The organism is Xanthomonas hortorum (assembly GCF_024339125.1).
In the GTDB taxonomy this organism is placed as follows: Bacteria; Pseudomonadota; Gammaproteobacteria; order Xanthomonadales; family Xanthomonadaceae; genus Xanthomonas; species Xanthomonas hortorum.
Genome location: NZ_CP101417.1, coordinates 4,548,610 through 4,574,765 on the forward strand (window position 1 = coordinate 4,548,610; position 26,156 = coordinate 4,574,765).

19 protein-coding genes are annotated in these 26,156 nt (G+C 62.8%); 6 read left to right on the forward strand and 13 right to left on the reverse strand.

The features are described 5' to 3' along the window. A complete protein-coding gene (gene queA, locus NMB96_RS19450; protein ID WP_255085438.1) occupies nt 1-1,071 on the reverse strand; it encodes a tRNA preQ1(34) S-adenosylmethionine ribosyltransferase-isomerase QueA in 1,071 nt (356 codons plus the stop codon). A 267-nt stretch (nt 1,072-1,338) separates the two neighbouring features. After that, nucleotides 1,339-1,770 carry an Lrp/AsnC family transcriptional regulator gene (locus NMB96_RS19455; protein WP_023904325.1) on the reverse strand — a complete coding sequence of 144 codons (432 nt, stop codon included), beginning with the start codon at nt 1,768-1,770 and terminating at the stop codon, nt 1,339-1,341. Nucleotides 1,771-1,891: 121 nt separating this feature from the next. On the opposite strand from NMB96_RS19455, the gene NMB96_RS19460 reads away from it, so the two are divergent. Then, entirely contained in the window at nt 1,892-3,388 is a 1,497-nt protein-coding gene (locus NMB96_RS19460; protein ID WP_255085439.1) for an aminotransferase class III-fold pyridoxal phosphate-dependent enzyme, read from the forward strand. A gap of 221 nt (nt 3,389-3,609) precedes the next feature. On the opposite strand, the gene NMB96_RS19465 is transcribed toward NMB96_RS19460, so the two are convergent. The 4 genes from NMB96_RS19465 to NMB96_RS19480 all read right to left on the reverse strand — a co-directional run bounded on the left by NMB96_RS19465 (nt 3,610) and on the right by NMB96_RS19480 (nt 9,627). Continuing rightward, nucleotides 3,610-4,317 (reverse strand): glycosyltransferase family 32 protein, encoded by a 708-nt coding sequence (locus NMB96_RS19465; protein WP_168958394.1) that lies wholly within the window; start codon nt 4,315-4,317, stop codon nt 3,610-3,612. Nucleotides 4,318-4,559: 242 nt separating this feature from the next. Then, nucleotides 4,560-5,939, reverse strand: coding sequence for a purple acid phosphatase family protein (locus NMB96_RS19470; protein ID WP_023904328.1), 1,380 nt, complete (start codon nt 5,937-5,939; stop codon nt 4,560-4,562). Next, the gene (locus tag NMB96_RS19475; RefSeq protein WP_255085440.1) at nt 5,936-7,072 is read right to left on the reverse strand and encodes a phytase; all 1,137 of its coding nucleotides are present in this window, start codon (nt 7,070-7,072) and stop codon (nt 5,936-5,938) included. Before NMB96_RS19475 ends, NMB96_RS19470 begins: the two co-directional genes overlap by 4 nt. After that, nucleotides 7,069-9,627 carry a TonB-dependent receptor gene (locus NMB96_RS19480; RefSeq protein WP_255085441.1) on the reverse strand — a complete coding sequence of 853 codons (2,559 nt, stop codon included), beginning with the start codon at nt 9,625-9,627 and terminating at the stop codon, nt 7,069-7,071. Before NMB96_RS19480 ends, NMB96_RS19475 begins: the two co-directional genes overlap by 4 nt. Before the next feature lie 151 nt (nt 9,628-9,778). Between NMB96_RS19480 and upp the strand changes: the two genes are divergently transcribed. Further along, on the forward strand, nt 9,779-10,411 hold the full coding sequence (upp, locus tag NMB96_RS19485; protein WP_006448928.1) for a uracil phosphoribosyltransferase: 633 nt from the start codon (nt 9,779-9,781) through the stop codon (nt 10,409-10,411). A gap of 200 nt (nt 10,412-10,611) precedes the next feature. Here upp and NMB96_RS19490 read toward each other — a convergent pair whose 3' ends face one another. Beyond that, the gene (locus NMB96_RS19490; RefSeq protein WP_255085442.1) at nt 10,612-12,354 is read right to left on the reverse strand and encodes a glycoside hydrolase family 9 protein; all 1,743 of its coding nucleotides are present in this window, start codon (nt 12,352-12,354) and stop codon (nt 10,612-10,614) included. 82 nt (nt 12,355-12,436) lie between these two features. Between NMB96_RS19490 and NMB96_RS19495 the strand changes: the two genes are divergently transcribed. Further along, a complete protein-coding gene (locus tag NMB96_RS19495) occupies nt 12,437-13,234 on the forward strand; it encodes a hypothetical protein (RefSeq protein ID WP_152025562.1) in 798 nt (265 codons plus the stop codon). 170 nt (nt 13,235-13,404) lie between these two features. Here NMB96_RS19495 and ggt read toward each other — a convergent pair whose 3' ends face one another. The 5 genes from ggt to rsmD form a co-directional block, all read right to left on the reverse strand. Then, nucleotides 13,405-15,183: a gamma-glutamyltransferase gene (gene ggt / locus NMB96_RS19500; protein ID WP_255085443.1), complete on the reverse strand. Its 1,779-nt coding sequence runs from the start codon at nt 15,181-15,183 to the stop codon at nt 13,405-13,407. Then, nucleotides 15,180-15,464, reverse strand: a complete 285-nt coding sequence (locus NMB96_RS19505) for a YfhL family 4Fe-4S dicluster ferredoxin (RefSeq protein WP_003489796.1) — start codon at nt 15,462-15,464, stop codon at nt 15,180-15,182. Before NMB96_RS19505 ends, ggt begins: the two co-directional genes overlap by 4 nt. A 234-nt stretch (nt 15,465-15,698) precedes the next feature. After that, the gene (locus tag NMB96_RS19510; RefSeq protein WP_023904336.1) at nt 15,699-16,196 is read right to left on the reverse strand and encodes a hypothetical protein; all 498 of its coding nucleotides are present in this window, start codon (nt 16,194-16,196) and stop codon (nt 15,699-15,701) included. A gap of 47 nt (nt 16,197-16,243) precedes the next feature. After that, nucleotides 16,244-16,750 (reverse strand): pantetheine-phosphate adenylyltransferase, encoded by a 507-nt coding sequence (coaD, locus tag NMB96_RS19515; protein WP_006448932.1) that lies wholly within the window; start codon nt 16,748-16,750, stop codon nt 16,244-16,246. After that, complete coding sequence (rsmD, locus tag NMB96_RS19520) at nt 16,747-17,370, reverse strand: 16S rRNA (guanine(966)-N(2))-methyltransferase RsmD (RefSeq protein WP_043889812.1); 624 nt, start codon at nt 17,368-17,370, stop codon at nt 16,747-16,749. The genes coaD and rsmD overlap by 4 nt, the downstream gene beginning before the upstream one ends. A gap of 238 nt (nt 17,371-17,608) precedes the next feature. Between rsmD and htpG the strand changes: the two genes are divergently transcribed. The 3 genes from htpG (at nt 17,609) to NMB96_RS19535 (ending at nt 24,987) form a co-directional block, all read left to right on the forward strand. Then, nucleotides 17,609-19,513, forward strand: a complete 1,905-nt coding sequence (htpG, locus tag NMB96_RS19525) for a molecular chaperone HtpG (RefSeq protein ID WP_255085444.1) — start codon at nt 17,609-17,611, stop codon at nt 19,511-19,513. 303 nt (nt 19,514-19,816) lie between these two features. Further along, nucleotides 19,817-24,613: an RHS repeat-associated core domain-containing protein gene (locus tag NMB96_RS19530; RefSeq protein ID WP_255085445.1), complete on the forward strand. Its 4,797-nt coding sequence runs from the start codon at nt 19,817-19,819 to the stop codon at nt 24,611-24,613. Nucleotides 24,614-24,618: 5 nt separating this feature from the next. Then, entirely contained in the window at nt 24,619-24,987 is a 369-nt protein-coding gene (locus NMB96_RS19535; protein WP_006448936.1) for a DUF6869 domain-containing protein, read from the forward strand. Nucleotides 24,988-25,114: 127 nt separating this feature from the next. On the opposite strand, the gene NMB96_RS19540 is transcribed toward NMB96_RS19535, so the two are convergent. Then, complete coding sequence (locus tag NMB96_RS19540) at nt 25,115-26,095, reverse strand: IS5 family transposase (protein WP_183086593.1); 981 nt, start codon at nt 26,093-26,095, stop codon at nt 25,115-25,117. Between the last annotated feature and the right edge of the window lie 61 nt (nt 26,096-26,156).

Below are 26,156 nucleotides of genomic sequence, written 5' to 3' on the forward strand. Positions count from 1 at the left end.
TTACGAATCCCCAATCTCTAATCCCCACTCCCGGCTCCACAACAACATCGCATCGCCATAGGAGAAGAAGCGATAGCGCTGCGCGATGGCGTGTGCGTAGGCGGCGAAGATGCGGTCGCGGCCGGCGAAGGCCGAGACCATCATCAGCAGCGTGCTTTCGGGCAGGTGGAAATTGGTGACCATCGCATCGACGCTGCGGATGCGGTAGCCGGGCAGGATGAAGATCTGGGTTTCGCCGGCGAACGGCTGCAATTCGCCGTCCGGGGCGTCGTCGGTCTTGCGCCAGGCGCTTTCCAGCGAGCGCACCACGGTGGTGCCCACCGCGATCACGCGGCCACCGCGCGCACGGGTGCGGCGCACCTGCTCGACCAGCGCGGCGCCCACATTGAGCCACTCGGTGTGCATCACATGCTTGTCCAGCGCATCCACGCGCACCGGCTGGAAGGTGCCGGCGCCCACGTGCAAGGTCACATGGCCGAACTCCACCCCGCGCTCACGCAGGCGCGCCAGCAGGGCTTCGTCGAAATGCAGGCCGGCAGTCGGCGCAGCGACCGCGCCCACTTCGCGCGCGAACACGGTCTGGTAGCGCTCGCGATCGTCCAGCCCCGGCTCGCGGCGGATGTACGGCGGCAGCGGCAGACGCCCGGCGTCGAGCAACCAATGCTCCAGCGGCGCGGGGATGTCGAAACGCAGCAGGTAGAACTCGCCCTCGCGGCCCAGCACCTCGGCCTGGCCACCGGCGTCCAGCGCGATCACGCTGCCGGCCTTGGGCGACTTGCTGGCACCGATCTGCGCCCGCGCCTGCTGCCCGCCGAGCAGCCGCTCGATCAGGATCTCCACCCGCCCGCCGCTCGCCTTCTGCCCGAACAACCGCGCCGGGATCACCCGGGTGTCGTTGAAGATCAGCAGGTCGCCCGGCTGCAGCAGCTCGGGCAGATCGCGCACCTGGCGGTCGACCAGCGCCTGCGGCGACGGCGGCACCACCAGCAAGCGGCTGGCAGCACGCTCGGCCAGCGGCGCCTGGGCGATCAGTTCGTCGGGTAGCGAATAATTGAAATCGGACTTCTTCAAAGGTTCGGCGGTGCAGCGATTGGGGGCGCTAGTTTAGCGGGACATGCTGATGCACATCCTTCTCCCATCGGGAGAAGGTGGCGCGCAGCGCCGGATGAGGGTACGGGCGAAGCACTATTGGAGTTTGAGCGCACGCGGGCTTCGCCCCGTACCCTCACCCCAACCCCTCTCCCGAGGGGAGAGGGGCTTTGCTCGCCGCCGATTCATTGCTCACTATCCATCCCAGATCCCAATCCCGATTTTCTAATCCCAACTCCTGACTCCCCCTCACCGCTCAAACTTCGTCGACAAAATGATCGACGTGGTCGTGCGCTCCACGCCGTCAATGGCGCCGATGGCGTCGGTGAGCACGTCCATTTCGTTGACGCCGCCGACCACGCCCAGGGCGATCAGATCGTAGGCGCCGCTGACCGAGTGCAGCAGGCGCACCTCGGGAATGTCGCGCAGCGCCTTGACCACCGCGGGCATCTTCTTGGGCAGCACTGTGATCAGGATATGCGCGCGGATGCGACCGTGTTCGTAGGCGTCGTGGGTGCGCACGGTATAGCCGCTGATCACGCCGTCGCGTTCGAGTTTTTCGATACGGCTTTGCACGGTGGTGCGCGACAGCCCGAGCCGGCGCGCGATCTGCGCGGTGGAGGCGCGCGCATCCTCGCGCAACAGCGACAGCAGGCGTTCGTCGGAAGGAGTGATTTTCACTTTTGCCCAAATGGTTCGTCGATTCGACGAAAATACCTGACTTCCTGCCCGGATTCACGCTGCCAAACGCCGATCTTCTGCCGATAATAGAAAGGGAACGCCACCTTGTAGGAGATGCGCCATGTCCGTCCTTGCCCCGCTCGCCCCGCTGCGTGCCCATGCCGGCCGCCGCCTGACCGATGGCCTGGACGATGCCAGCATCGTGCGCCTGGCCAGCACCCACGACGATCTCGCCCATGCCATCGATGCGGCCGCCGCCGAATACGCGCTGGTGCGCGCCGAGGCCGCCGACCTGCTGGATCTGGACGAAGACGCACAGATCGGCGCAGTGCAGGAAGGCTTCATCAACTTCTATGCCGACGATGCGGTGACCCCATACGTGGCGCTGGCCGCGCGCGGCCCGTGGGTGGTGACGCTAAAGGGCGCGGTGCTGTACGACGCCGGTGGTTACGGCATGCTCGGCTTCGGCCACACCCCCGCGCCGGTGCTCGAGGCGATGGCGCGCCCGCAGGTGATGGCCAACGTGATGACGCCCAGCCTGGCGCAGCGCCGGCTCGACCGCGCATTGCGCGTGGAGATCGGGCATACCCGTGGCGGCTGTCCGTTTGCGCGCTTCATGTGTCTCAACTCCGGTTCCGAAGCGGTCGGCCTGGCCGCGCGCATCGTCGACACCAACGCCAAGCTGCATACCGACCCGGGCGCGCGGCATGCCGGTGCCACCATCAAGCGCGTGGTGGTCAAGGGCAGCTTCCATGGCCGCACCGACCGCCCCGGCCTGTATTCCGATTCCAGCCGCAAGACCTACACCAAGTACCTGGCCAGTTACCGCGACGAAGACTCGGTGATCGCGATCGCGCCGTACGACGTGGCGGCGCTGCAGCGCGCCTTTGACGAGGCTGCGCGCAATCACTGGTTCATCGAGGCGGTGTTCCTGGAGCCGGTGATGGGCGAAGGCGACCCGGGGCGCGCATTGCCGGCCGCGTTCTATGCCGCGGCGCGCGAGCTGACCCGCCTACACGGCAGCCTGCTGCTGGTGGATTCGATCCAGGCCGGCCTGCGTGCGCACGGCGTGCTGTCGGTGGTGGATTACCCCGGCTTCGAGCAGCTCGACCCGCCTGATCTGGAAACCTACTCCAAGGCACTCAATGCCGCGCAATACCCGCTGTCGGTGCTGGCCGTGACCGAACACGCCGCGCAGGTGTATCGCAAGGGCACCTACGGCAACACCATGACCACCAATCCGCGCGCGCTCGATGTGGCCTGCGCCACGCTGGCGTTGTTCACTCCGCAGGTGCGCGCCAACATCCGCAGCCGCGGTGCGCAGGCGATCGCCAAGCTGGAGGTGCTGCAGTCCGAGTTGGGCGGCTTGATCACCAAGGTACAGGGCACCGGCTTGCTGTTTTCCTGCGAGTTGGCACCGCAGTTCAAGTGTTACGGCGCCGGGTCCACCGAGGAATGGCTGCGCCACCGCGGTGTCAACGTGATCCACGGCGGCGAGAATTCGTTGCGCTTCACGCCGCACTTCGCCATGGACGAAGACGAGCTCGATCTATTGGTCGGCTTGATCGCGCGTGCGCTCAAGGAAGGCCCCCGCCAGGTGCAGGCCGAGGCCGCCTGAGGCTGCACATTTCTACAACGCCTGAAACGCGGAAGTCCTGTGGGCTGCCGCGCTGATGGCGCGACATTTATGACATAGCAAGCACGATGCGAAGGGCGCTGGCGTAAGCGTCCTTCACCAGCGTGAACCGCACAAAACGCCGCGATGGGTACTGCAGCCGGAATCACTGCCGTGCCGCCATGCAGATCCGTTCAACAGATCTGCATGGCGACCGGCAGCAATCAGATCGGCACCGCGCTCAACTTGCGACGCAGGTAATTGGTCACCGCGCGGCGCGTCGACTTGCCGCGCCACGATGCCCAGCACAGATGCGAGCCGACCGCGATCTTGCCGCCGCGGTGGCCGAGCCCGAACCAGGTGCGATCCGGATGGAATGCATCGCGCGGCGGGAACACGATGCCGGAGAACTGCTCGCCATACGCGTTGTAGAAGCGCGTCAGCCCACGCGGGCCGGAGATCATCGGAATCTGCCGGTGATCTTCCAGCGTCTCCGGCGCATGCACATTGAAAATGTGCTCGATAAAGGCGCGCCACAAAGGATGCCCTGCCTGGGAACCGAATACGGCATTGCCGATCTTGAACTGATCGTTGCCTAGCGCGCCATCCTCGATCGGCAGCACGCATTGCTGTACCAACAGGTCGGCGCCCAGCGGCTGCAGCAGCTTGTAGTCGGTGTCGAAATAAAAGCCGCCGTGCGCGTGCATATAGGCGCAGCGGGCGATGTCGGCCTTCATCACGCCGAAGCGGATCGCCTCGTAGCGCTCGGCGAATTCCGGGAACGCGCGACGCATCAGTTCCGAATTGTCCGCGTCATCCCAGACGTAACAGACCCAGTCCGGCAAGAGCCGCTGCAGACGGGCCTGGATCCTGCGTTCTTCCCACTGCAATTGCTTGGTCGGCGCGGTCAGATGAAACACATGGGGAATCATGGTGGTTTCTCGGGGGCTGGGGGCACCAACACCTCCATCCACGCCGACCTGACACCCGGCTACCCGGATGGAGATCCGGCTAACCACACCCTATGCCCATTTTTTGTGTGATGTAACTCACACTTTTCAATTGGCATACGAGGTAACCATTGAAAAAATCAATGCATCAGCGAAGTTTCCTCACATCTTCCTAACGCGGTACGCCGACCCACCCCAATTCTTTCAATTTCGTCACAGCGCCCTCATTCCCAGCAGCGATCCGCCCGTCCCTTGAGCGTTGCACTGCGTGGGCAATCGCGTGGGGCGATGCGCCCTGCTTCGTGTTCGATCAACCGCTTGGCCCCGCTCGTATCGCGCTTGAGCTCGAAGGCATCGTAGAGACGTCCGGTGGCGGTGCGCGACTCGTAGCGCAACTTCTGGTTGTCGATGCGAAGCACCTGATACAGCTGGGTGTCTTCGCCGACCGGGCGCATGGTCTTGCGGGCCATGTCCGAGAGCCGGTACTGCTTGGGCCCGGCCACCGACACCACGAACACCGGCGTCGCCTGCCCGGCCTCATCGCCACGCCGGCCGTAGGTGTGGTCGTGGCCCTGCAGCACCAGATCGACCTTGTGACGACGGATCACCGGCAGCACCTGCTCGACCAGCTTTTCGTTCTCGCGATCGGCGCGCGGCGAGAAGAACGGTTGGTGGATCAGCACGATCGACCACGGATGCGGATTATCGGCCAATACGGTGTCCAGCCACTGCGCCTGCGCCGGGCCGGTGCCCAGATCCAGCACGGAGGTACCGTCGAGCACGGCGATGCGTACGCCCTGGTAGTCGAACCAATAGCTGGTGCGCGCGGTGGCCGACGGCCCGTTGCGCGGCAAGGCGAAGGTCACCGGCCAATGGCTGCCGAGCCTGCGCGTCGCCTGCGGGGTGTCTTCGCCCTCTTCGTGATACTCGTGATTGCCCGGCGCCGGCGCCACTGCGGTGCCTTCCAGCAACCAACGTCCGGCTTCGAACCATTCGGCCCACTCGTTGTCGTCCTGGCCGTCCTTGCCGCTGACCAGATCGCCGGCGAACAGTGCCAGCCGCGCGTCCGGTGCGCTGCGCCAGGCCTGGCGGATCACCCGCGAGACCAGGCTGAGATTCTTGTTCTGGGTATCGCCGAAATACAGCAGCGTCAGCGGGGTGGCGGCCGTGGCGGCGGTGCGGAAGTGATTCCATGCGCCCCAGGTGCTGTTGCCCTGTACGCGGTAGGCGTACAGCGTGTCCGGCTTCAACTCATCGACATCCGCGCGGTGGTGATGCGAACTGCCGTTTTCGCTGCTCAGCGTGGCGGTGCTGGCGCGAATGCGGCGCGGCGTCCCCACGTCGGGCGAGTCGCCGGCGACGACCAGTTCCAGCCACGGCTGGTTGACGCTGGCATCGGTACGCCAGGCCACCGCGAAACCGGTGGCCGCATCCTGCGCGGGCGTGGCGACGATGCGGTCCGGAAAGCCGTCGGCGACATAGTGGGTGGAGCCCGCCGGCACCTGCGTATTCGGTTCGGCAGCCCGCTCGGCGGCGAACGATTGAGCGCTGCTCATCACGATGAGCGAGAGCAGCGCGTATACCCGCGCACGCCCAGCGCTCATGGCGCGCACTCTTTCAAACGCAGCGTGCGTGCGATATCGCGCCAATCGAATGCGGCCACCGCCTGGTCGTCATGCAATGCGTAGAACACGCCACCGGGGAAGCGCGCATCGCCGCGTTGATCCAGCCACACGCCGTCGGTATTGGCGGTCACCCGGCCGGCGAATGCGCCCACATGCGCCAGGCTCTGGCGATCGAACACCTGGAACACGCTGCGGTCCTTGAACTGATCGGTGGCGATCCAGTAACCACTGCCATCGCTGCACGCCAGCAATGTCATGCCCTCGGCCTGCGCCTTGAACAGGCCGCTGCCGACATTGCGCCCGCGATAACGCCCGTCCATGCCGTACTCGCGTAGCTGCGTGCCCACGGCCACGTCTTCTTCGGCAATCATCAAGCGCGCATTGGCTTCATCGCCGAACACCGATTCGGCAATCCGCACCGCACCCGCTTCGGTGGTATCGCCGAAGCTCTGCGTCAACCGCGCCTGCCAGCCCTGCCCCGCGTTGTTCAGTTGATAACGCCGGAAGCGCTGACCGAGTTCGGCCACCGGCGGCGGCTGATCCTTGTTGGCCGGCGACATGTAGTTGTCGCTGACCACCACCTCGTAGCCGCCGTCGTGCTTGCGCACCCACAGGCCGTAAGGTTCGCGCAGTTCGTCCTGGCCGAAGGCGGTCAACGGCTTGAAGTCCGGCAGCGAGAACACCTGCACGCGGCGGTTGTCGCGCTCGACCACAAACAGCAGATCGTCGACCACCGAGATCCCGTTCGGGCGATCCAGCTTGCCCAGGGCCTTGCCCTTGCCGCCGACCACGCGCAGGCGCTTGCCGCTGTCGCCATCGAATACCACCAACGCATGCGTGGCCTTGGCAGTGGCGATCAGCCAGCGGCTGCCATCCGGCGCACTCCAGCTGGCAGGTGAGTCCAGATTGTCGGACGGCGTGGAAGTGGTGATGAAGGCTTCCGGCACCACTTCGTGTGCCACCCTGGCCTCGCTGAGCAAGGGGTCCTTGAGCAGCGCCTCGTCGGCTTCGCGATCGACCGGCGCGCTGGCGCAAGCCGTCAGCGCCAGTGCGGTGGCAAGCAGTGTGGTGTGGAATAACGTGGTGTGGAGCCGCGTGCGCGTTGCGATCACAGTGCCACCTTCAGGCCGAGCGCATAGGTACGGCCGTACTCTTCATTCTGCAGCGTGCGCGAGGGCACGCCCTGGTACAGCTCCAGCGGTTCGTCCAGCAGGTTCTGCGCTTCCAGATACAGGCTGACGTGGCTGTTGAATTGGTAATTCATGCTGAAATCCAGCTGGGTATGCGGAGCGACGTAAATATCGTACGCGCGGCTGGCGCCGATGGTGTCCAGGTATTCGCTGCGATACACCGCTGCCACACGCGCACTGAAACCGTATTTTTCGTAACCCAGATGCCCGCTGTAGATCCGCTTGGACGAACGCGGCAAGGTGAAGTCCTCACCGGCGCGGTCGCTCAGGCCGGGATCGAAATCGCTGTCCAGCACGGTGGCGCTGGCACCGACCAACAGGCCATTCCAGCCTTCCGGCAGGAAGTCCAGGGTCTGCTGCCAATTGAACTCGGCGCCGCGTACTTTTGCGGTGTCGCCATTGATCGAGCGCGTGACCTGCAAATCCGGGAATTCCGCATCGTTGGTGCTGATCGTCTGCACGATGTAATCGTCGATCGATTTGTTGAACACGCCCAACGAGATCAGGCCGGTGCTGCCGATGTATTTCTCGAACGACAGATCCAGATTGGTGGAACGGTAAGGATTGAGATCGGGATTGCCGATGCTCACTTCCTCATCGCCGCGATTGATGCTCACGCGCGGCGACACATCACCGAACGAGGGGCGCGATAAGGTCTTGTTGGCCGCAAACCGCAGCACCCAGTCGTTGCCGGTGTCGTAGCGCAGGTGCAGGCCCGGCAGCACGTTGGTGTAGCTGCTGGACGCTTCGCGTGGTGTCACCGTGGCCGAGCGGCCGTCTTCTGCCACGTCCACCTGATTGCCGGTGGCATTGAACTGGGTGTTCTCCACACGCACGCCGGCAATCATGCGCAGCGCCCCGATGTCCCAGGTGCCCATCGCATACGTCGCAAACACATCTTCGGTGGCGGTGTAGTCGTCCTGCAGCGAGACCTGCTGATTGCCGCCGACATCCTGCGGACGTGCGCTGTACAGATTGCCGGAGGTGTTCCAGTAACGGCGCATGCCATCCGAGCCGATGCTTTCGCCCAAGGTGCCGCCACGGTGTTCCGGCGCGGCGGTGGTCCAGTCGCTCAAGTCGATCGCCGGGCCGCGACGCAGCTCGCGTTCGTCCACATTGACATCGCGCTCGCGCCAGCGACCGAGCACGCCCATCTTCAGGCTGGCATGCTCGCCATCGAAGCGCACGTTGACCTGCGCGCTGCGCTCGCTGTCGTCCACCCGCTTGGGCGAAAGTACGAAGCGGTCGAACACGAAATCGTCGTTGCTCTGCCAGCCGTTGTCGGAGAAGCCCAGGCGCGGAATCCCGCTGTTCTGATCGACCGTGGCCGACAGATCGTCGCCGTCATAGTTGAAGCGCGCTTCCATTTCATCGTTCACGCGCTCGGTGGTCTTGGTGTAGCCCACCTTGTAATCCACGGTGGCGGCGCTCAGGCGATTTTCGCCGCCCACGCTCAAGGCCATGGTGTCTTCTTTCTTGGTGCGATAGCGCACGCGCTTGGAGATCGAATCGGCCGGCAGATCGGCCACGTTGTAGGTGCCATCGCCATTGGCGCTGACCTGACCATCGCTCAGACCGAAGATGGTGCGCTGACGCGTTTCGGCATCGTCGAAACGGCTGTACAGCGTGCGCAGGTAATAGCGGTTGTCTTCGTCCGGGCGCCAGTCCAGATTGAGGTTCGCGCCCATGCGGGTACGTTCGATGAAGTATTTGCGGCGCTGCACTTCACCGGCAAACAAATCATCGGCCGCACCGCCATCGAAACTGTCGTAGGCCACTTCGGTGTTGTCGGATTCGAATTCGCGATCCTGGTAGTTCACACCCACTGCCACACCGAAGGTGCCATCGAAGATATCGCTGTAGTTGAACGCGCCCTTCGGGCTGGTCTTGCCCGACAGCGACTGGTGGCTGCCTTCGACCGAGCCGCGCAAAGTGCGGCCATCGCGATCGAATGCGGAGGTGGACTCCACTTGAATTGCGCCGCCGATGGAATCGCCCGGCATGTCCGGAGTCGGCGACTTGACCACCTTGAGGCGCTCGGTGGAATCGGAGGGAATCACGTCCAGCGGCGCCGAGCGCGTGCCGTCTTCCGGCGTGCCCATGGTCATGCCGTCGATGGTGACGCTGTTGAGCGCCGAATCCAGACCGCGGATCACCACGAAGCGGCCCTCGCCCTGATCGCGCGTCACGCTGACGCCGGGCAGGCGCTGCAAGGATTCTGCAACATTCTTGTCGGGGTAACGGCCCATCGCATCGGACGCGACCGCATCCTGGATGGCATCGGAACTGCGTTTGAGATCGACCGCGCGTACCTGCGATTCCGTTTGCGGGCGCACTTCCAGACGCTCCAGATCGATGGCCGCGGCGCTTGCCGCGCCGCCAGCAGCAGCACCCTCGGCCGCCAGCGCCAGCGGGCTCCACGTGGCCGCAGCCAACGTCAGCGTGATCGCCAGGCAGAGCGGAGTCTTGTTGAGCACGGGTGCTTCCCCAATTGGTTAAGAATGGGTGGGCACACTATGTCTACGACGTTTCACTGACATGACATCTGCAAGCGCGATCACGCGCAATGTGTGGCGACGCTGCCGCCGGCTGCGGCACACTGTCGGTCTCTCCCGCCTGTCGCTGCCCATGAAAATCGTCGAAGTTCGCCACCCCCTCGTTCAACACAAGATCGGTCTGCTGCGCGATGCCGCCTTGAGCACCAAGGGCTTCCGCGAACTGGTCACCGAGCTGGGCACGTTGCTGGCTTACGAGGCCACCGCCAATCTGGACACCGAATCGCACGTGCAACCCGGCTGGGCCGGCCCGGTGACCGTCCAGCGGATTGCCGGCGCAAAAATCACCCTGGTGCCGATCCTGCGCGCAGGGTTGGGCATGCTGCCGGGCGTGCTGGCGCTGATCCCGGCCGCGCGCGTGAGCGTGGTCGGCCTGCAGCGCGACGAAGAAACTCTGCAGCCGGTGCCCTACTTCGAACGCCTCACCGGCCGCCTGGAAGAACGCGACGCATTGATCCTGGACCCGATGCTGGCCACCGGCGGCACCCTGATCGCCACCATCGACATGCTCAAGCGCGCCGGCGCACGGCGCATCAAGGGCATCTTTTTAGTGGCCGCACCGGAAGGCCTGAAAGCGCTGGAAGCGGTGCATCCGGATGTGGAGGTGTACACCGCCGCGATCGACGATCACCTCAACGAGAAGGGCTACATCCTGCCCGGCCTGGGCGATGCAGGCGACCGGATTTTTGGTACGCGGGTGGAGTGAGCTACGGCGGCTTAAAGCCCCCCTCCCCGGGAGAACGAGCTGCGGTGGCTTAAAGCCCCTCTCCCTCCGGGAGAGGGGTTGGGGTGAGGGTACGGTATGTCAGTGTTCCTGCCGACGCCGTACCCTCATCCGGCGCTACGCGCCACCTTCTCCCGGTGGGAGAAGGAACAACTGCGACATAGCATTGAAGACGCCCCGCCTTACTGCGTAGACGCCTCAATCGCAGCACTCACATACACCAGCGGCGCATTCCAGTTGATCGCCACCTCGTTGCTGGCATAACTGCAGGCGTTATCCAGATACGACAACGCCGGCAGTTTTGAGGGATACGCCACCTTGCAGTCCTTAGCATCCTGCTGCCCGGGTTGCGGGCCGCCGGCCAGCCAGCCCGGGACCGGCGCGTCGATGCCGTCGGCTTCGGAAGGGCGATGGTGGATATGCAGCGGGCTGCGCAGCCCGACCCCGGTGACGAACGACAACCCGAGCGGATTGCGCCCCAGAATGTAATCCAGCTGCGACTGCGCGGCATCCAGAAATGGCCGCTGCCGGGTCAGCCGGTAGCCCTGCATCAACATCATCGCGCGGTTGAGCACCACCGCATTACTGCCCCACACGAAGTCGGTGTCCGTCATCGCCAGACGCCAGGGAGAGGACTGCCACTCATCGGCAAGACGCTGCGCCAAACCAGTGATCTCACGCGCGATGCGTGCACGGTCGGCATGCGGGGTGAGCTGATCGCGATGCTCGGCCAGCGACATCCACGCCAGTCCGCCGACATTGCTCCAACCCGGCACGCTGGCCGGCACGCTACGCGCGATCATCGCGTCGTAGAAGCCATCCTCGCGCGTGCTCACATACAACTCCGCCGCAGCCCAGGCGAATTCGTCGTCCACCTGCGCGTCATCGTAGCCGCCGGTGCGCACGTCATCCGGCTGGCGATAGATCACATCCGGGTGCTGCTGCGCCCACGCCCAGGCACTGCGCGCGGCTTTCAACATGCGTGCGGACACACCCGGATACTGCTTCTCGAACGGCGCATACACGCGGCTGGCCGCCGCCATCACCGCAGCGAAATCCAGCGTGGCCGCAGTGGCCTTCATCACCACGTAGCGTTGCTGTTTAGCCTGCTCCGGCATCACCAAGCCATCGAACTGCTTGTCGGTGAGCTTGTGGTACACGCCGCCATCGGCCGGGTCCTGCATGGCCAGCATCCACTCCAGATTCCACCAGGTCTCCTGCAGGATGCCGGGCACGCCGGGCGCGTCGTTGGGGATGGTTAGCGCCTGTGCCTTGAACAGCGCCGGATACTGCTCGTAGGCCGCCAGCAAGGTGTAGGTGCTGATGCCGGAGTTGACGATGTACTTGTTGTAGTCACCGGCGTCGTACCAGCCCTTGGGCGCACTGATCACGCTGTCGGCCGGACGCGTGGCCGATGCCGCCGACGGATGGATGCGTACCTGCGTATCCGGATGTCCGGCCGCACGCGCGTAGCGCCCGGCGAACTGCGCCGGTAGCGAAGTGCTGGCGCGGTTGAAATAGAACGCCTTCAGCGATGCATCGAGCACCGGGCGGTATGCGCCGGCCGCGATCGGGAACGGATCGGACGCCGGCAGCCCGTCGATTTTCAAGCGATACGTGCCTGCTGTACGCACGCCGGAAAAATCCGCCACCCGCGCCTGCTGGCCGGCCGGCGACCACTGCGCGGCAGGTTGCAAAGTGCCCTGCAGTACGCGGCGCCCTTGCGCGTCTTCCACTATGAAACGGTCAGCGCCGGCTGCCGCGCCTTGCGGCAACCCGACGACAGCAAGCTTGGCTGAGCCGGGTAGATAGCCGAGCTGATTGACGTGGATGCGGCCAACGGAAGGGTCATCCGCGGTCTGGGCGGAACAGCCTGCAGAAGCAAGCGCGAGAACGACGGTCGGGATGGCGTGGAAAGGATTCATGCCCCAATGGTGGCGGCATTGCATAGCAGCGACAAGCACACCTTGCCGACATTGGCCGGGGCGTGCCATCGGTTGCCCAGCCATGCACCATCACCCTACCGCAGTGCAGGCCGCGATCTGCTCCGATTCTGCGACCGGCTGCCGATGCGCGCAGTGCGGTATCAGCAATTCCACCGGGTTGGTCGGCCCTTTCGCGGAAACGCTGCAAACCGCTCACCGCAGGCAGCGACTTCACGTTGAAAGCCCGGCAATTGCCGTCATTTCCGCCAATTCTTTCCAGCAGCATCGATCTACCTTGGCGGTGCGGCGATGCCATGTATCACCGCACCGCATCGACCTGCCGCGCACTCGCCATCCCGAGTGGCAGGGCATGGCCTTCCTCATCATCCAAGGATCACAGATGACTACCCAGCCGATCACACGCCTCTCCCATTCCACCCGCACTGGCTCGAGGCCGTGCAGCATGCGGCGGCGTCCGCGCATAGGGAGATGCCTCGCCGCAATGCTGTCGATGGGTCTGCTGACCCTGAGTCAGACCGCGCTGGCGACCAAGCAATGGAACGCCAATGCCAACCAGACCCTCAACAATTGGATCTCCGGCATGTACACCAACATCACAGGACCGTTGCAGACGCTATTGCACCAGTGCGAAACCGCGCCGCAGGCCACGTGCGAGGTCACAATCCTGGCCAATGGCGGGGTCCACACCAGTGCGACCGATGACAAGCAACACTTCACGCTCCGTTTCACCGGCAACCCGGCTCCGTATCTGGCGTGCCATGTCTATCCACAGTCACCCGGCAACACCAACGATAAACGCCTGCAAGGCGCCACCTGCTACGACGCACAGCACAACGGAACCTACTTCAAGCTCAACTGATCGCAAAGCTCAACTGATCGCATGCGGCGATCGTGCCAGTGTTGGCGCATGCGCCGCTGACAGGCTGTTGCGGGCAGCGCAGGGTGGGCCGTGGCCCACCCTGCGTCACTATGCAGGCACCGACATGCGTATTGCGTCCTTCGCAATGCGAGTACAGGACATGGCCGCACTCAACGCGCCGGCGTCGCCAGCTGCACTTGCGCCTTGCCCACCGGATTACGCGGGTCGCTACCGCCGCTGAGCACGTTGCTGCGCTTGTCCCATTCCACCGTCTGCAGGTTGCCCCACACATGACTGGAACCGCGGCCGCCGGCGGCGGTATCGCCGGGCAGCTTGAGTGCGTGGCCCATCGCTTGCAGCGCCTTGGCGGTCTGCGGCGAGAACGCGTTGCTCTCGGCCTCGATCACGTCCGGCAACCACTGGTGGTGATAACGCGACAAGGCGCTGACCTGCTGCGCGTCCAGGCCGGCGTCATAACCCAGGATGCCGAGCAGCACCATGGTGATGATGCGGCTGCCGCCCGGGGTGCCGATCACCGCGACCTTGTCGGCCGATTCCATGAAGGTCGGCGTCATCGAGCTGAGCATGCGCTTGCCCGGCTTGGGCGCATTGGCGGCGTAGCCCATCACGCCGAAGGCGTTCGGCGTGCCCGGCTTGAGCGCGAAGTCGTCCATCTCGTCGTTGAGCAGCACGCCGGTGCCCTTGGGGATCAGCCCGGAGCCGTACAGCAGGTTGACGGTCTGGGTGGCGCCGACGCGGTTGCCTTCGCCATCGATGATAGAGAAATGCGTGGTCTCGTCGTCTTCCAGCGGGGTGGGATTGCCCGACAGCAGATCGCTGGGCGTGGCCTTCTCCGGGTTGATCGTGGCACGCAGGCCCTGCGCGTAATCCTTGCTGGTCAGCACACGCTGCGGCACGGCGACAAAGTCCGGGTCGCCCAGGAAAAAGGTGCGGTCGCGGTAGGCGCGGCGCATCGCTTCCACCACCAGATGGGTGCGGTGCGCGTCGTCGAGCTTGTCCAGGTCCCAGCCTTCCAGAATCTGCAGCATGGCAGCGAGTGCGATCCCGCCGGAGGACGGCGGCGGCGCAGTGGTGATCTTCCAGCCGCGGTAATCGAACTGGATAGGCGTGCGCTCCTTGACCCGATACCCGGACAGCTCGGCGGCCTTCCACTGCCCACCGGCCTGCTTGACGCCAGCCAGCAGCTTCTTGGCGGTTTCGCCCTTGTAGAAGCCGTCAAAGCCCTTGTCGCCAAGCAGCTTCAACGTATGTGCGAGTTCGGGCTGCTTGAAGATGTCGCCTTCGGCAATGGGCTTGCCGCCGCGCAGATAGACCTCGCGCGTGCCGGGGTAACGCTCCATCACTTCGCGCCGCGAGGCATAGCCCTTGGCCATGCGCGCGTAGACCGGGAAACCTTCGGTGGCGATGCGGATCGACGGTGCCAGCGATTGCTTGAGTGGCAGCCGGCCGTGTTTGGAGGCCAGCTCCACCAGCGCGGCGGGCAGCCCGGGAATACCGGCCGACCACGGGCCGTTGACCGAGCGGTCGCGGTCCAGCTCGCCCTTTTTGTCGAGGAACTGCGCCTCGCTGGCCGACTCGGGCGCGTACTCGCGCGCGTCCAGCATCACGTCCTTGCCGGTCTTGGCATCGTGCAGCAGGAAGAAGCCACCGCCACCCAGACCCGAACTGATCGGCTCGACCACCGCCAGCGTGGACGACACCGCGATGGCCGCATCGAAGGCATTGCCGCCTTCGCGCAGGATCTGCAGGCCGGCATCGGTGGCCAGGGTGTGACCGCTGGCAATCGCCGCGCCCGGCGGATGCGCCGCCACCGGCGAGGTCGCAGCCGCCGCAGGTTTGCTGCCATCGGCAGACCACGCCGGCGGTGCCAGCACGAAGGCCAGCAGCAACAGGCCGCGCGCAGAGAAATGTCGGGAAAAAATGCTCACGGGGCGGGAGGCTCCTGTTCGTACAGTTCGGGGTGATCGCGCTGCAGCTGCATGAGCTTGGCGAGCAATTGATCATGGGTTTCCGGGATAGCCGGATCCGGGTCGATGCATTCGACCGGACACACCACCACGCATTGCGCCTCGTCGAAATGGCCCACGCACTCGGTGCAGCGTGCCGGGTCGATGACGTAGATGGTTTCGCCCATCGAGATGGCCTGATTCGGGCACGCCGGCTCGCAGACATCGCAGTTGACGCAGAGCTCGTTGATTTTCAGCGACATATCGGCAACACCATGCGATGCGAGGCAGCGCGATTCAACCGCAGGCGCTGGAACGCAACGTACTGCTGCAGGCAGGCGCACATGGCGCGAATCAACCAGGGGACAACGCCGTGGGCGCTGTCGGAGACCGGCCTGACACGGCCGGCTCCGGTGGTATGCGAATTCAGCAGCATGCGGCTGGATCCGCATGCTGCGGCCGGATGCGCCCTCCCGCGCGTCCGGCCTGGTACGGCATTACTTGGCTTCAACGAAGGTGTATTCCACGCCCTTGGGCTGGACGATGGTCTGCACGCGCGCATTCTCGGCCGCATTGCCAATGAACAACACGCGCACGCCCTTCATCGAATCGGCCGGCACGTCCTTGAACGCGGCGTCGATCAAGTCGGCCATCTTGGTCGAGGCCGACGAGCCGAAGGCCAGCATGTTGCCCGGCTGCACGCCACGGGCGAGCGCGGTCTTGACGCTTTCCAGCTGACGCTCGTAGCTGCCGGCGAACTCGGCATCGGACTCCGGCGGCAAGTAGTACAGGAACGGGCTGTTGGTGGTGGCGCCCAGGTTCTGGCCGACCACTTCCTGCAGGTACTTCTTCCAGCCGGCGTTGTCGTCCTTGGACGGTGCGGTCAGCGCAGCCGGGGCTGCGGCGGCGGTCGGTGCCGGCTCTTCCTTCTTGCAGGCGGTGACGGCCAGAGCGGCGATCGAAGCGAGCACCAGCGCGCGCATTGTGTGTTTCATGAAACTCCTCCCTTTGAAAAGCATGTGGTGATGTGACTGCTAGAGAATCAGGCCTGCGCGCGGGATTGCCGCACCTGCCGCAAGGCCTCGACGACCGAAGCCGGAACGAAACCGGACACGTCCCCGCCCAGCCGCGCGATTTCGCGCACCAGCGAGGACGAGATGAAGCTGTATTGCTCGGCCGGGGTCAGAAACAGCGTCTCCACCTCCGGGATCAGATGGCGGTTCATGCTGGCCATCTGGAATTCGTATTCGAAGTCGGACACCGCGCGCAGACCGCGCAGCAGCACACCGGCGCCCATGTCGCGCACGAAGTGGGCCAGCAGCGTATCGAAGCCGCGCACTTCCACATTGGCATGTGCGGCCAAGGCTTCCTGGGCGAGCTCGACGCGGCGCTCCAGCGGCAGCGCCGGCCCCTTGGACGGACTGTAGGCCACGCCGACCACCACCCGCTCGAACAACGGCGCAGCGCGATTCACCAGGTCGATATGACCGTTGGTGATCGGGTCGAAAGTACCGGGATAGACAGCAGTGCGGCTGTTGGCCACGCTCATACGGAAACTACCGGGGTCGGGTCGCTGTTCAGTGTAGCAGCGGCCCGGCGGTACAGCGCATAGCGCACCTGCTGGGTGGCGCCTTCGCGGTGCAGATGCCAGCCGGCCGGCACCTGCGGCGGTAGTTCGGCCGGGCCTTCCAGATATAGCCAGGCATCCGGAGTGAGGTGCGCGGGCAGGCGTTCCAGCACGCTCGGCCACAGGCCGGCGGCAAACGGCGGGTCGACGAACACGATGCTGGCCTGCGCGGCGGGTGCGCGCTCCAGCCAGCGCAGCGCGTCCTCCTGCAGCACCTGCACCTGATCGGCCGCATCCAGCCTGGCCACGTGCTCGCGCAGCCGCTGCACCAGGCCAGGGTCGCGCTCGATCAGCGTTGCGTGCGCGGCGCCGCGCGACACCGCTTCCAGGCCCAGCGCACCAGAACCGGCGAACAGGTCCAGCACACGCGCACCGGGCAGGCGCGGCATCAGCCAGTTGAATACCGTTTCGCGGACCCGGTCGCTGCTCGGGCGCAGGCCCGGCAGATCCGGCACCGCCAGCTTGGTGTTGCGCCAGCGCCCGCCGACGATGCGCACCTGCCCTTCCGCGCCACGCGGCGCCGGCCGTGCGGGGCGGCTCATCGCAACGTTCCTGATGGAGGACAGCAAGCGCGGGATAGTGGCAGGACGCGTGGCGGCATGGAGCAAGGCAAGGCAAACGGGGCCGCCATGATAGCGCTGCCCGGCGCTGGCGCCGCTGCTGTCGCAGTGCGCCGACATTGCAGGATCCACCGGCTTGCCTTGAAAAAATCCCCGTGCGACCTCATCCCCCAGGCCATCGGCCGCACTGCGGCCTTGGCCACCACGGAGCACGACCCCAATGACCGTTGATACCGACAAGCAGACGCTTGGCTTCCAGACCGAGGTCAAGCAGCTGCTGCAGCTGATGATCCACTCGTTGTACTCGAACAAGGAAATCTTCCTGCGCGAGCTGGTGTCCAATGCCGCCGACGCCGCCGACAAGCTGCGTTTCGAAGCACTGGTGAAGCCGGAACTGCTGGAAGGCGGCGGCGAGTTGCGCATTCGCGTGGACTACGACAAGGACGCGCGCACCGTCACCATCGACGACAACGGCATCGGCATGAGCCGCGAAGATGCGGTCTCGCATCTGGGCACGATCGCCAAGTCCGGCACTGCCGACTTCCTTAAGCACCTGAGCGGCGACCAGAAGAAGGACGCCAACCTGATCGGCCAGTTCGGCGTGGGGTTCTATAGCGCCTTCATCGTCGCCGACCAGGTCGACGTGTATTCGCGCCGCGCCGGCCTGCCCGCCAACGAAGGCGTGCATTGGTCCTCGCGTGGCGAAGGCGAGTTCGAAATCGCCAGCATCGACAAGCCCGAGCGCGGCACCCGCATCGTGCTGCAGCTGAAAGAAGGCGAAGACAGCTTTGCCGACGGCTGGACGCTGCGCGGCATCCTCAAGAAGTATTCCGACCATATCGGCCTGCCGATCGAAATGCGCAAGGAACATCACGGCGAAGACGCCGATGCGCCGGCAGAGCCGGAGTGGGAAGCGGTCAACCGCGCCAGCGCGCTGTGGACGCGCCCCAAGAGCGAGATCAGCGAGCAGGAATATCAGGAGTTCTACAAGCACGTTGCGCACGATGCGGGCAACCCGCTGGCGTGGAGCCATAACAAGGTCGAGGGCAAGCTGGATTACACCTCGCTGCTGTTCGTGCCCGGCCGCGCACCGTTCGACCTGTATCACCGCGATTCGGCCAAGGGCCTGAAGCTGTACGTGCAGCGTGTGTTCGTGCTGGATCAGGCCGAGCAGTTCCTGCCGCTGTACCTGCGTTTCATCAAGGGCGTGGTGGATTCGTCCGACCTGTCGCTCAATGTGTCGCGCGAGATCCTGCAATCGGGCCCGGTGGTGGATTCGATGAAGTCCGCGCTGACCAAGCGTGCGCTGGACATGCTGGAAAAACTGGCCAAGGACAAGCCCGAGGACTATGTGACGTTCTGGCGCAACTTCGGCCAGGCGTTGAAGGAAGGCCCGGCCGAAGATTATGCCAACCGCGAGAAGATCGCCGGCCTGCTGCGCTTCTCTTCCACGCACGACACCACCGGCGCGCAGAGCGTGGGCCTGGCCGATTATGTCGGTCGCCTGACCGAAGGCCAGGACAAGCTGTACTACCTCACTGGCGAAAGCTATGCGCAGATCAAGGACAGCCCGCATCTGGAAGTGTTCCGCAAGAAGGGCATCGAAGTGCTGCTGCTCACCGACCGCATCGACGAATGGTTGATGAGCTACCTCACCGAGTTCGACGGCAAGTCGTTCGTGGACGTGGCACGCGGCGACCTGGACCTGGGCAAGCTGGATTCGGAAGAAGACAAGAAGGCGCAGGAAGAAGTCGCCAAATCCAAGGAAGGCCTGGCCTCGCGCATCAAGGCCGCCCTCGGCGACGACGTGGCCGAAGTACGCGTCTCGCACCGCCTGACCGACTCCCCCGCCATCCTCGCCATCGGCCAGGGCGACCTGGGCCTGCAGATGCGCCAGCTGCTGGAAGCCAGCGGCCAGGCCGTGCCGGAAACCAAGCCGGTATTCGAATTCAACCCGGCCCACCCGCTGATCGAAAAGCTGGATGCGGAGCAGGATATGGACTGCTTCGGTGACCTGAGCCGCGTCTTGTTCGACCAGGCTGCGTTGGCGGCGGGCGATAGCCTCAAGGATCCGGCTGGGTATGTGAAGCGGTTGAATAAGTTGTTGTTGGAGTTGTCTGCCTAAATCCGTTGTGGCGGTGGGGTAAACACACAAAGACCGGCGTCATCGCCGGTCTTTGTATTTGAGTGTCTACAGCAATCTCCATAGCAAAGGGCGTCCTCCCGCGCCAATCCTTATCAGAACTGAGCCTCGTCACTGAGCGGGGCAGTTTCGACAAGCCGCTGCTATTCGGGCGCCAAGCGCTGGACGCCATGGTGATGAAGGCGTAGGCTCGCACGCGACTGCATGGATGTAGCGTCAAACAGGAAGTGCTCCCGTCGGCCAAGCCGACAGGAGATCTAAAGGCTCATATCAAAGGAAGATTGCATGGACAGCGTTTCTCAGGAAACTGATTCTGCATTACGTTCGTCGCACACACGTCTTTGCAAAGTGCCGACTGTGCTGCTCAGAGTTGTACTTTGCACAGCTACCTATATTGCATCAGCTCCTATCGAGCCAGTCTTGGCACAGGCGTTGCCGCCTGCTGAATTTTGCGTATCGGGAGGATGCTATCCGACGCAAGTGGAGGCACTGGCGGCGTTGGCGGCCAGCACGCGATATGCCGGCGTCGGACAGTATCTCCAACACACATTCACCTCTGTGACCAATCCGCTTACGGGGCAGCTTTCGCTACGTTACGACGTTCTGGATCGTCCAGCGAAACAAATTGCCGATCCGATTTATACGGTTGACATGGGTGTCCACGGCCAGGGTAATCCAGGCTGTGCCGCGCCGCAGGATCCAAATTATTCGACATATTGCACGAACGAGGGCGAACTGATTAGCGCTGCGTTAGCGCATCTTCGCACTCGCATCAAAAGTGGATGCAGCCTCGACCTCGGAAAAACAACCCGCGACTACAACACCACCAACCTCGGCTTGAGCGGGAATGCCATCCGCTACGGTCAAAAAGACTTTAGCAGCGAGACCACTTGCACCGCATCCAATGGCACGGTGACGAAGGGAAAGCTCAATTGGTCGATCTACAAGAGACGCCTGATTTCGTGTGAATCCGGACTTTCCCCCAACTTCGGCGGCGGCTGGACCGAGAGCGAGCTTCCGCAAACGCTGATGTGCGGATCGAGCGCGGATTTCTCGTTCATGTCCGCCAGAGCGGGCCAGATATCGAGTTGCTCCACCGCAAACCCCTGTCACCCCACCACTGGCGACAAGACGCGGACCGAAACCGACTTCATGTTCGCGGGGAGACCCTTTTCCAGGTACTACCACTCACTCGCTCAATTCCGCGACCGCGACAACCCTTTTGCGGTTGGCTGGTCGCATAGCTATAGCGACTATCTGGTCTCAACAGACACGTACTCCCCCGTCTTGATCGATGCGGAGGGGAACTACGAAAACTTCGTCAAAGTAGATGGAAACATCTATCGAGGAGCAAACTCGAATCGCATTATGATTTATCTGAATACGCCAGAGGCGCAGTATCGCCTCTTTGAGGCTTCTGGTGAGATTCGGGACTTCAACCGCGACGGTGCGCTGCTATCCGTACGAAATCCGGCAACCCCCTCTAATGACGTCACACTCTCTTACATCGAAGAACAATTGACATCGGCGACCGACGCGTCCGGCAGAAAGATCCAATTCAACTACGCACTTGATCGCCTACGATCCATCACACTTCCCGATGGAAGCCTGATCAGTTATGACTATGATCGCGACTCAAATCTTACCGCAGCAGATTATGGCGAAGGCAGCATAAAGCGCTATCACTATCACGAGCAAGGTCTTGCCGACCCTAAATTGATACATCACCTCACCGGCATCACATCGGAAGATGGGCGTCGCTACGGCACGTTCAATTACGAGCCCAATGGCCGCGTCATTGGTAGTGCTTTGGAGTCCGGAAGCGAACAGGTGGACGCCGTCTCGCTTAGCTACGATAGCTCAACGACAACAAGCGTGACCTATGCACTTGGCGAAAAGAAGATATTCAGTGCAGGATCCGGCCTGTATCGATCGCTGGAGAACCTCGCCAGTGAAGCTGGAAACGACAAAAATACTTACCTAGCCGACGGACGCTTGCAATCGAAAACCGATCGCGCGGGAACCGTCACGAAGTACGAGTACCAGCCGACATATCTATCCGCAATCGTCAAGGCTGCGGGTACTGCACAGCAACAACGCGAGGAGTTCGTTCGCGATGTCGCCAAAAACACACTGCTCGAACACAGGATTTACGACCCCAAAGGCAAGTTACGCCAGTCCACCGTTCTTACCTACAATGGACGTGGCCAGCAAATTGCCCGGACACAAACAGACGCTGTCACCGGTGTAGTGAGAACCTCACGCAATGAATACTGCGAACAAGCAGCTCTCGATGCGGGTAGCTGCCCCATCCTGGGGCTAATCACACTGTCCGATGGTGCGCGTATGGATGTACCGGATACGACTGCCTACACCTACTACGGAAGCGACGATAGTTCGTGCGCTGGAGCGCCCACAACCTGCCCGCACCGCAAAGGCGATCTTTGGAAAGCCACCAATGCACTTGGACAGGTGACTGAGTATCTCGCCTACGATGGCGCAGGTCGTCCGCTTTCCATCAAAGATGCAAACGGCAACATCACCGACTACAGCTACCACCGTCGCGGCTGGCTGACCGCGACCAAAGTGCGCGGAGCCGATCCAGCGAGCGACCTGGACGACCGTATCACACGCATCGATTACTGGCCCACGGGCCTGATCAAGCAAGTCACGCAACCTGACGGCGGATTCACTACCTTCACATATGACGGTGCGCATCGCCTGACCGATGTCGCCGACAATGCCGGTAACACGGTGCATTACACCTTGGATAACGCCGGCAACCAGATCAAGGAAGACACCCGAGATGTCGCCGGAACGCTGAAGCGTACGTTATCACGCGTCTACAACCAGCTTGGACAACTCAAGACGCAGGCAACGGCTGCAAGTGATCCGACCGATTTCGCTTACGATGCAAAAGGCAACACCGTCGCAGTGAATGACGCGTTGGGTACCGCCACGCTGAGCGAGTATGACCCGCTGAACAGGCTCGCACGCAGCTTGCAGGACGCCAGCGGCATCAAGGCCGAAACCAAATTTACTTACGACTACCAAGGCAACCTGGCCAAGGTCAGCGATCCAAAGGGATTGGGCACCACGTACGAGTACAACGGGTTTGGCGACCTGACAAAACTGGCCAGTCCAGATACCGGCGTCACCGCTTACACCTACGACAGCGCCGGCAACCGCGCCACTCAGACCGATGCGCGTGGGGTTATCACGACTTACGGCTATGACGCGCTCAATCGCCTCACCAAGCTGACCTATCCAAAGCCAACCGACGGCCTGGATATCAGTTACGCCTACGACGTTGTGCCGACGGTCTGTGCGGCCGGCGAAGCGTTTGTTGTCGGCCGCCTGTCGCGCATGAGCGATGCCAGTGGCACCACCGAATATTGCTACAACGCGTTTGGCGATGTTACCCGCAAGGTGCAGACCAGCAACGGCAAAGTACTAGTGCTGCGTTACGACTACACGGTCGGAGGGCAGCTGCGGCGCATGACCTATCCGGATGGCGCGGTGGTCGATTACCTGCGCAACGCGCAAGGCCAGACCACCGAAGTTGGCGTTACCTCGGCCGGTGGCAGCCGCCAGGTACTGCTGAGCAACGCCAGCTACTATCCGTTCGGCCCGGCCGCCGGCTGGACCTACGGCAATGGCCGCACCCTCGCCCGCCAGTACGATCTGGACTATCGCCCACAGGCTATCCGGGACACCCGCCCGGGCGGACTGGAAGTGGGCTTCGGCTTCGATCCTGTCGGCAATCTCACCGCGCTCACCCCAGCAGGCAATCCCACACCAGAGATCGGCCTGGGCTACGACACCCTTGGCCGCCTCACCGCCCTCACGGACGGTACCACTGGAACAGTCATCGACGGCTATAGCTATGACGCCACCGGCAATCGCCTCAGCGCCAAGTTCGGCGGCGTGACACAGGTCTACACCTATCCGGCGACCAATCATCGCCTGAGTGCGGTAGCAAGCGTGGCGCGCACTTACGACAAAGCGGGAAATACGCTGACGATCGGCGGCAAAGCGAGGGAGTTCTCCTACGATGCATCCGGCCGCATGAGCATGGCCAAGCGTGCAGGCGCGCTGGTGATGAACTACCGCTACAACGGCCGTGGCGAGCAGGTGCGCCGCTTCCTCGGCACCACCAATACCTACACGCTCTATGACGAAGCCGGCCATTGGCTAGGCGACTACGACAGCAACGGCGCGCCCAAGCAACAGGCGATCTGGCTGGACGATCTACCGGTCGGCCTGCTGGCCAATGCCAACACGCTGCACTACATCGAACCCGACCACCTGGGCAGCCCACGCGTGGTGATCGACCCAACCCGCGATGTGGCCGTGTGGACGTGGAGCTTGAAGGGCGAAGCCTTCGGTAACACCGCACCGAATCAGGATCCTGATGGAGATGGTGCAGCGCTGGTGTTGGATATGCGCTTTCCGGGGCAGCGGTACGACGCAGCGAGTGGGTTGAGTCAGAACTATTTCCGGGACTACGAGGCGGCTACGGGGCGGTATGGGCAGAGCGATCCGATTGGACTAGAAGGTGGATTGAGTTCCTACGCCTATGTCAGCTCTAGACCTCTAAGCAGCGTAGATCATAACGGGCTGCAAGCTATTCCTCTTCCTATGCCGCTTCCCATCGGACCTCCAGGATTCGGAGAAGGAGAAAATGGCATGGATGACTTTGGCGGCCCCCGTCTACCGGAGCCGACCGCAGCAGGAGTGCTTGGCGGACTTTATCAAATCTCCAAAACAACACCTGGTTTTTCCTTGCTTGATCAGTCGCTCACAATAGCCAATGCGCTATGCCCTGAAAACAATGACGAGCTCTGCGAAAAAGCAAAGACAGACGCACGAAACGCCTACTTTAAATTGATCACAAAAAGAATCCCTCAATTCCAAACCGGTGGGACCAGAGGTCGCGACCCCGGCCACTTACAGGCAATCACTCAATTGCAAGCGCGCCTACGCGACGCCCTAAGAAGGGTGCGAATGTACTGCAAGCCATTACCAGCCGAGTATGGCGAATGGGAACGTGTCGCCAACTTAAACGCACCAGGCTTTTAAAAATCATGAAATCTAATGAAATCCAACGCTGGGCTCAGACTTACATTGAGGCACAGAAGCGCCATATCACCAATGCCGAAGATCCACTTTGGTGGGCTGTAGACCTATTTTTCGAACTAATGGAATCGAAGCCAGAAGCCTGTTGGGAAGCCCTTGTGGAAATAAGCCGACGCAATCCACCGGAAGGCGTCATCAGTATTGCGGGCGCTGGACCGCTTGAAGATTTAATTGACTCGCATGGCAATCGCTTTATCGATCAAATAGAAGTTGAAGCTGAGCAAAATCCGGTTTTCAGGAAGATGCTTGACGCAGTTTGGGAAAGTAGCGACAACACAACCTGGTCAAGAATTATGGAGATCAGATCCCAGAAATGATAATTGATCTAAGGATGGTCTGATCAACGGCATCGGAGGATGAGCCTAACCACATCGACCAGGCTGACGGCGCTCAGATCCTCGATTTTTTTGCCGTTTCCGGCGCGTTTGCAGGGTGTTGCCCGGGTTACAGGCGCACGTTCCCCATCGTCGGCAGTAACTGCTTTCGCTTCATCCACAGGTTCGATAGCGCAAACAAGGTCAGCACCTGCGCGGTGTTCTTGGCCAGGCCGCGATAGCGGACCTTGGTGTAGCCGAACTGGCGCTTGATCACCCGGAATGGATGCTCCACCTTCGCGCGCACACTGGCCTTGAAGTGTTCCCAACGTCTTTCCCGAGCACGCTCGCGTTTGTTGCCGAGGGCTTGCATCGTCGAGGGCCTGGCGGCGATGAAGAATGCAGCCTTGCAGGCCTGCAGTTCTTCGCGTTTGTCCGCACCGGTGTAGCCGCTATCGCCGAACACGCTGTCTTCTTTGCCATGCAGCAACGTGTGCATCACCGTGACATCGGCGACGTTGGCGGCTGTGCAATGGACGTGGTGCACCAACCCGGAAAATTCATCCACGCCGATGTGCGCCTTCATCCCGAAATACCACTGATTGCCCTTCTTGGTCTGATGCATCTCAGGGTCGCGCGCGTTGTCGGCATTCTTGGTCGAACTGGGCGCCGCGATCAGCGTCGCATCGACGATCGTGCCCGACCGCAGGCTCTGGCCCTTGCGCGCCAGATGCGCGTTGACCGCTTCCAGCATCCGCGCGGCAAGGCCATGGGTCTCCAGCAGGCGCCGAAAGTTGAGAATCGTGGTCTCGTCCGGAACGTTGTCCAAGCCACCGAGCTGGGCAAACCGCCGCAAGGTCGGGATCTCGTGCAGTGCTTCTTCCATCGCCGGATCGCTCAGCGCATACCACTGCTGCAGCAGATGAATCCGCAACATCGTCGCCAGTGCGTACGGCTGCCGACCTGGCCGGCCCGATACCGGATAGTGCGGCGCGATCAGACCGAGCAGTTGCTGCCACGGAACCACCTGCTCCATCTCGGCCAGAAAGATCTCGCGCCGGGTCTGCTTGCGCTTGCCCAGGCCCTCAGCGTCACCGAACGTCAGTTGCATGGATCACTCCTCAACATCAGGCGGGTAGTGTCGCGTATCTGTGGTGCGTTGTTCAGAGGTT

What these genes read in the sequence shown, in the direction of transcription:
- NMB96_RS19460 (WP_255085439.1), top strand. Translation starts at nt 1,892, where the DNA reads ATGTCCGTCCTTGCCCCGCTCGCCCCGCTGCGTGCCCATGCCGGCCGC.
- NMB96_RS19465 (WP_168958394.1), bottom strand. Translation starts at nt 4,317, where the DNA reads ATGATTCCCCATGTGTTTCATCTGACCGCGCCGACCAAGCAATTGCAG.
- NMB96_RS19470 (WP_023904328.1), bottom strand. Translation starts at nt 5,939, where the DNA reads ATGAGCGCTGGGCGTGCGCGGGTATACGCGCTGCTCTCGCTCATCGTG.
- upp (WP_006448928.1), top strand. Translation starts at nt 9,779, where the DNA reads ATGAAAATCGTCGAAGTTCGCCACCCCCTCGTTCAACACAAGATCGGT.
- NMB96_RS19490 (WP_255085442.1), bottom strand. Translation starts at nt 12,354, where the DNA reads ATGAATCCTTTCCACGCCATCCCGACCGTCGTTCTCGCGCTTGCTTCT.
- NMB96_RS19495 (WP_152025562.1), top strand. Translation starts at nt 12,437, where the DNA reads ATGCACCATCACCCTACCGCAGTGCAGGCCGCGATCTGCTCCGATTCT.
- NMB96_RS19505 (WP_003489796.1), bottom strand. Translation starts at nt 15,464, where the DNA reads ATGTCGCTGAAAATCAACGAGCTCTGCGTCAACTGCGATGTCTGCGAG.
- NMB96_RS19510 (WP_023904336.1), bottom strand. Translation starts at nt 16,196, where the DNA reads ATGAAACACACAATGCGCGCGCTGGTGCTCGCTTCGATCGCCGCTCTG.
- coaD (WP_006448932.1), bottom strand. Translation starts at nt 16,750, where the DNA reads ATGAGCGTGGCCAACAGCCGCACTGCTGTCTATCCCGGTACTTTCGAC.
- rsmD (WP_043889812.1), bottom strand. Translation starts at nt 17,370, where the DNA reads ATGAGCCGCCCCGCACGGCCGGCGCCGCGTGGCGCGGAAGGGCAGGTG.
- htpG (WP_255085444.1), top strand. Translation starts at nt 17,609, where the DNA reads ATGACCGTTGATACCGACAAGCAGACGCTTGGCTTCCAGACCGAGGTC.
- NMB96_RS19530 (WP_255085445.1), top strand. Translation starts at nt 19,817, where the DNA reads ATGGACAGCGTTTCTCAGGAAACTGATTCTGCATTACGTTCGTCGCAC.
- NMB96_RS19535 (WP_006448936.1), top strand. Translation starts at nt 24,619, where the DNA reads ATGAAATCTAATGAAATCCAACGCTGGGCTCAGACTTACATTGAGGCA.
- NMB96_RS19540 (WP_183086593.1), bottom strand. Translation starts at nt 26,095, where the DNA reads ATGCAACTGACGTTCGGTGACGCTGAGGGCCTGGGCAAGCGCAAGCAG.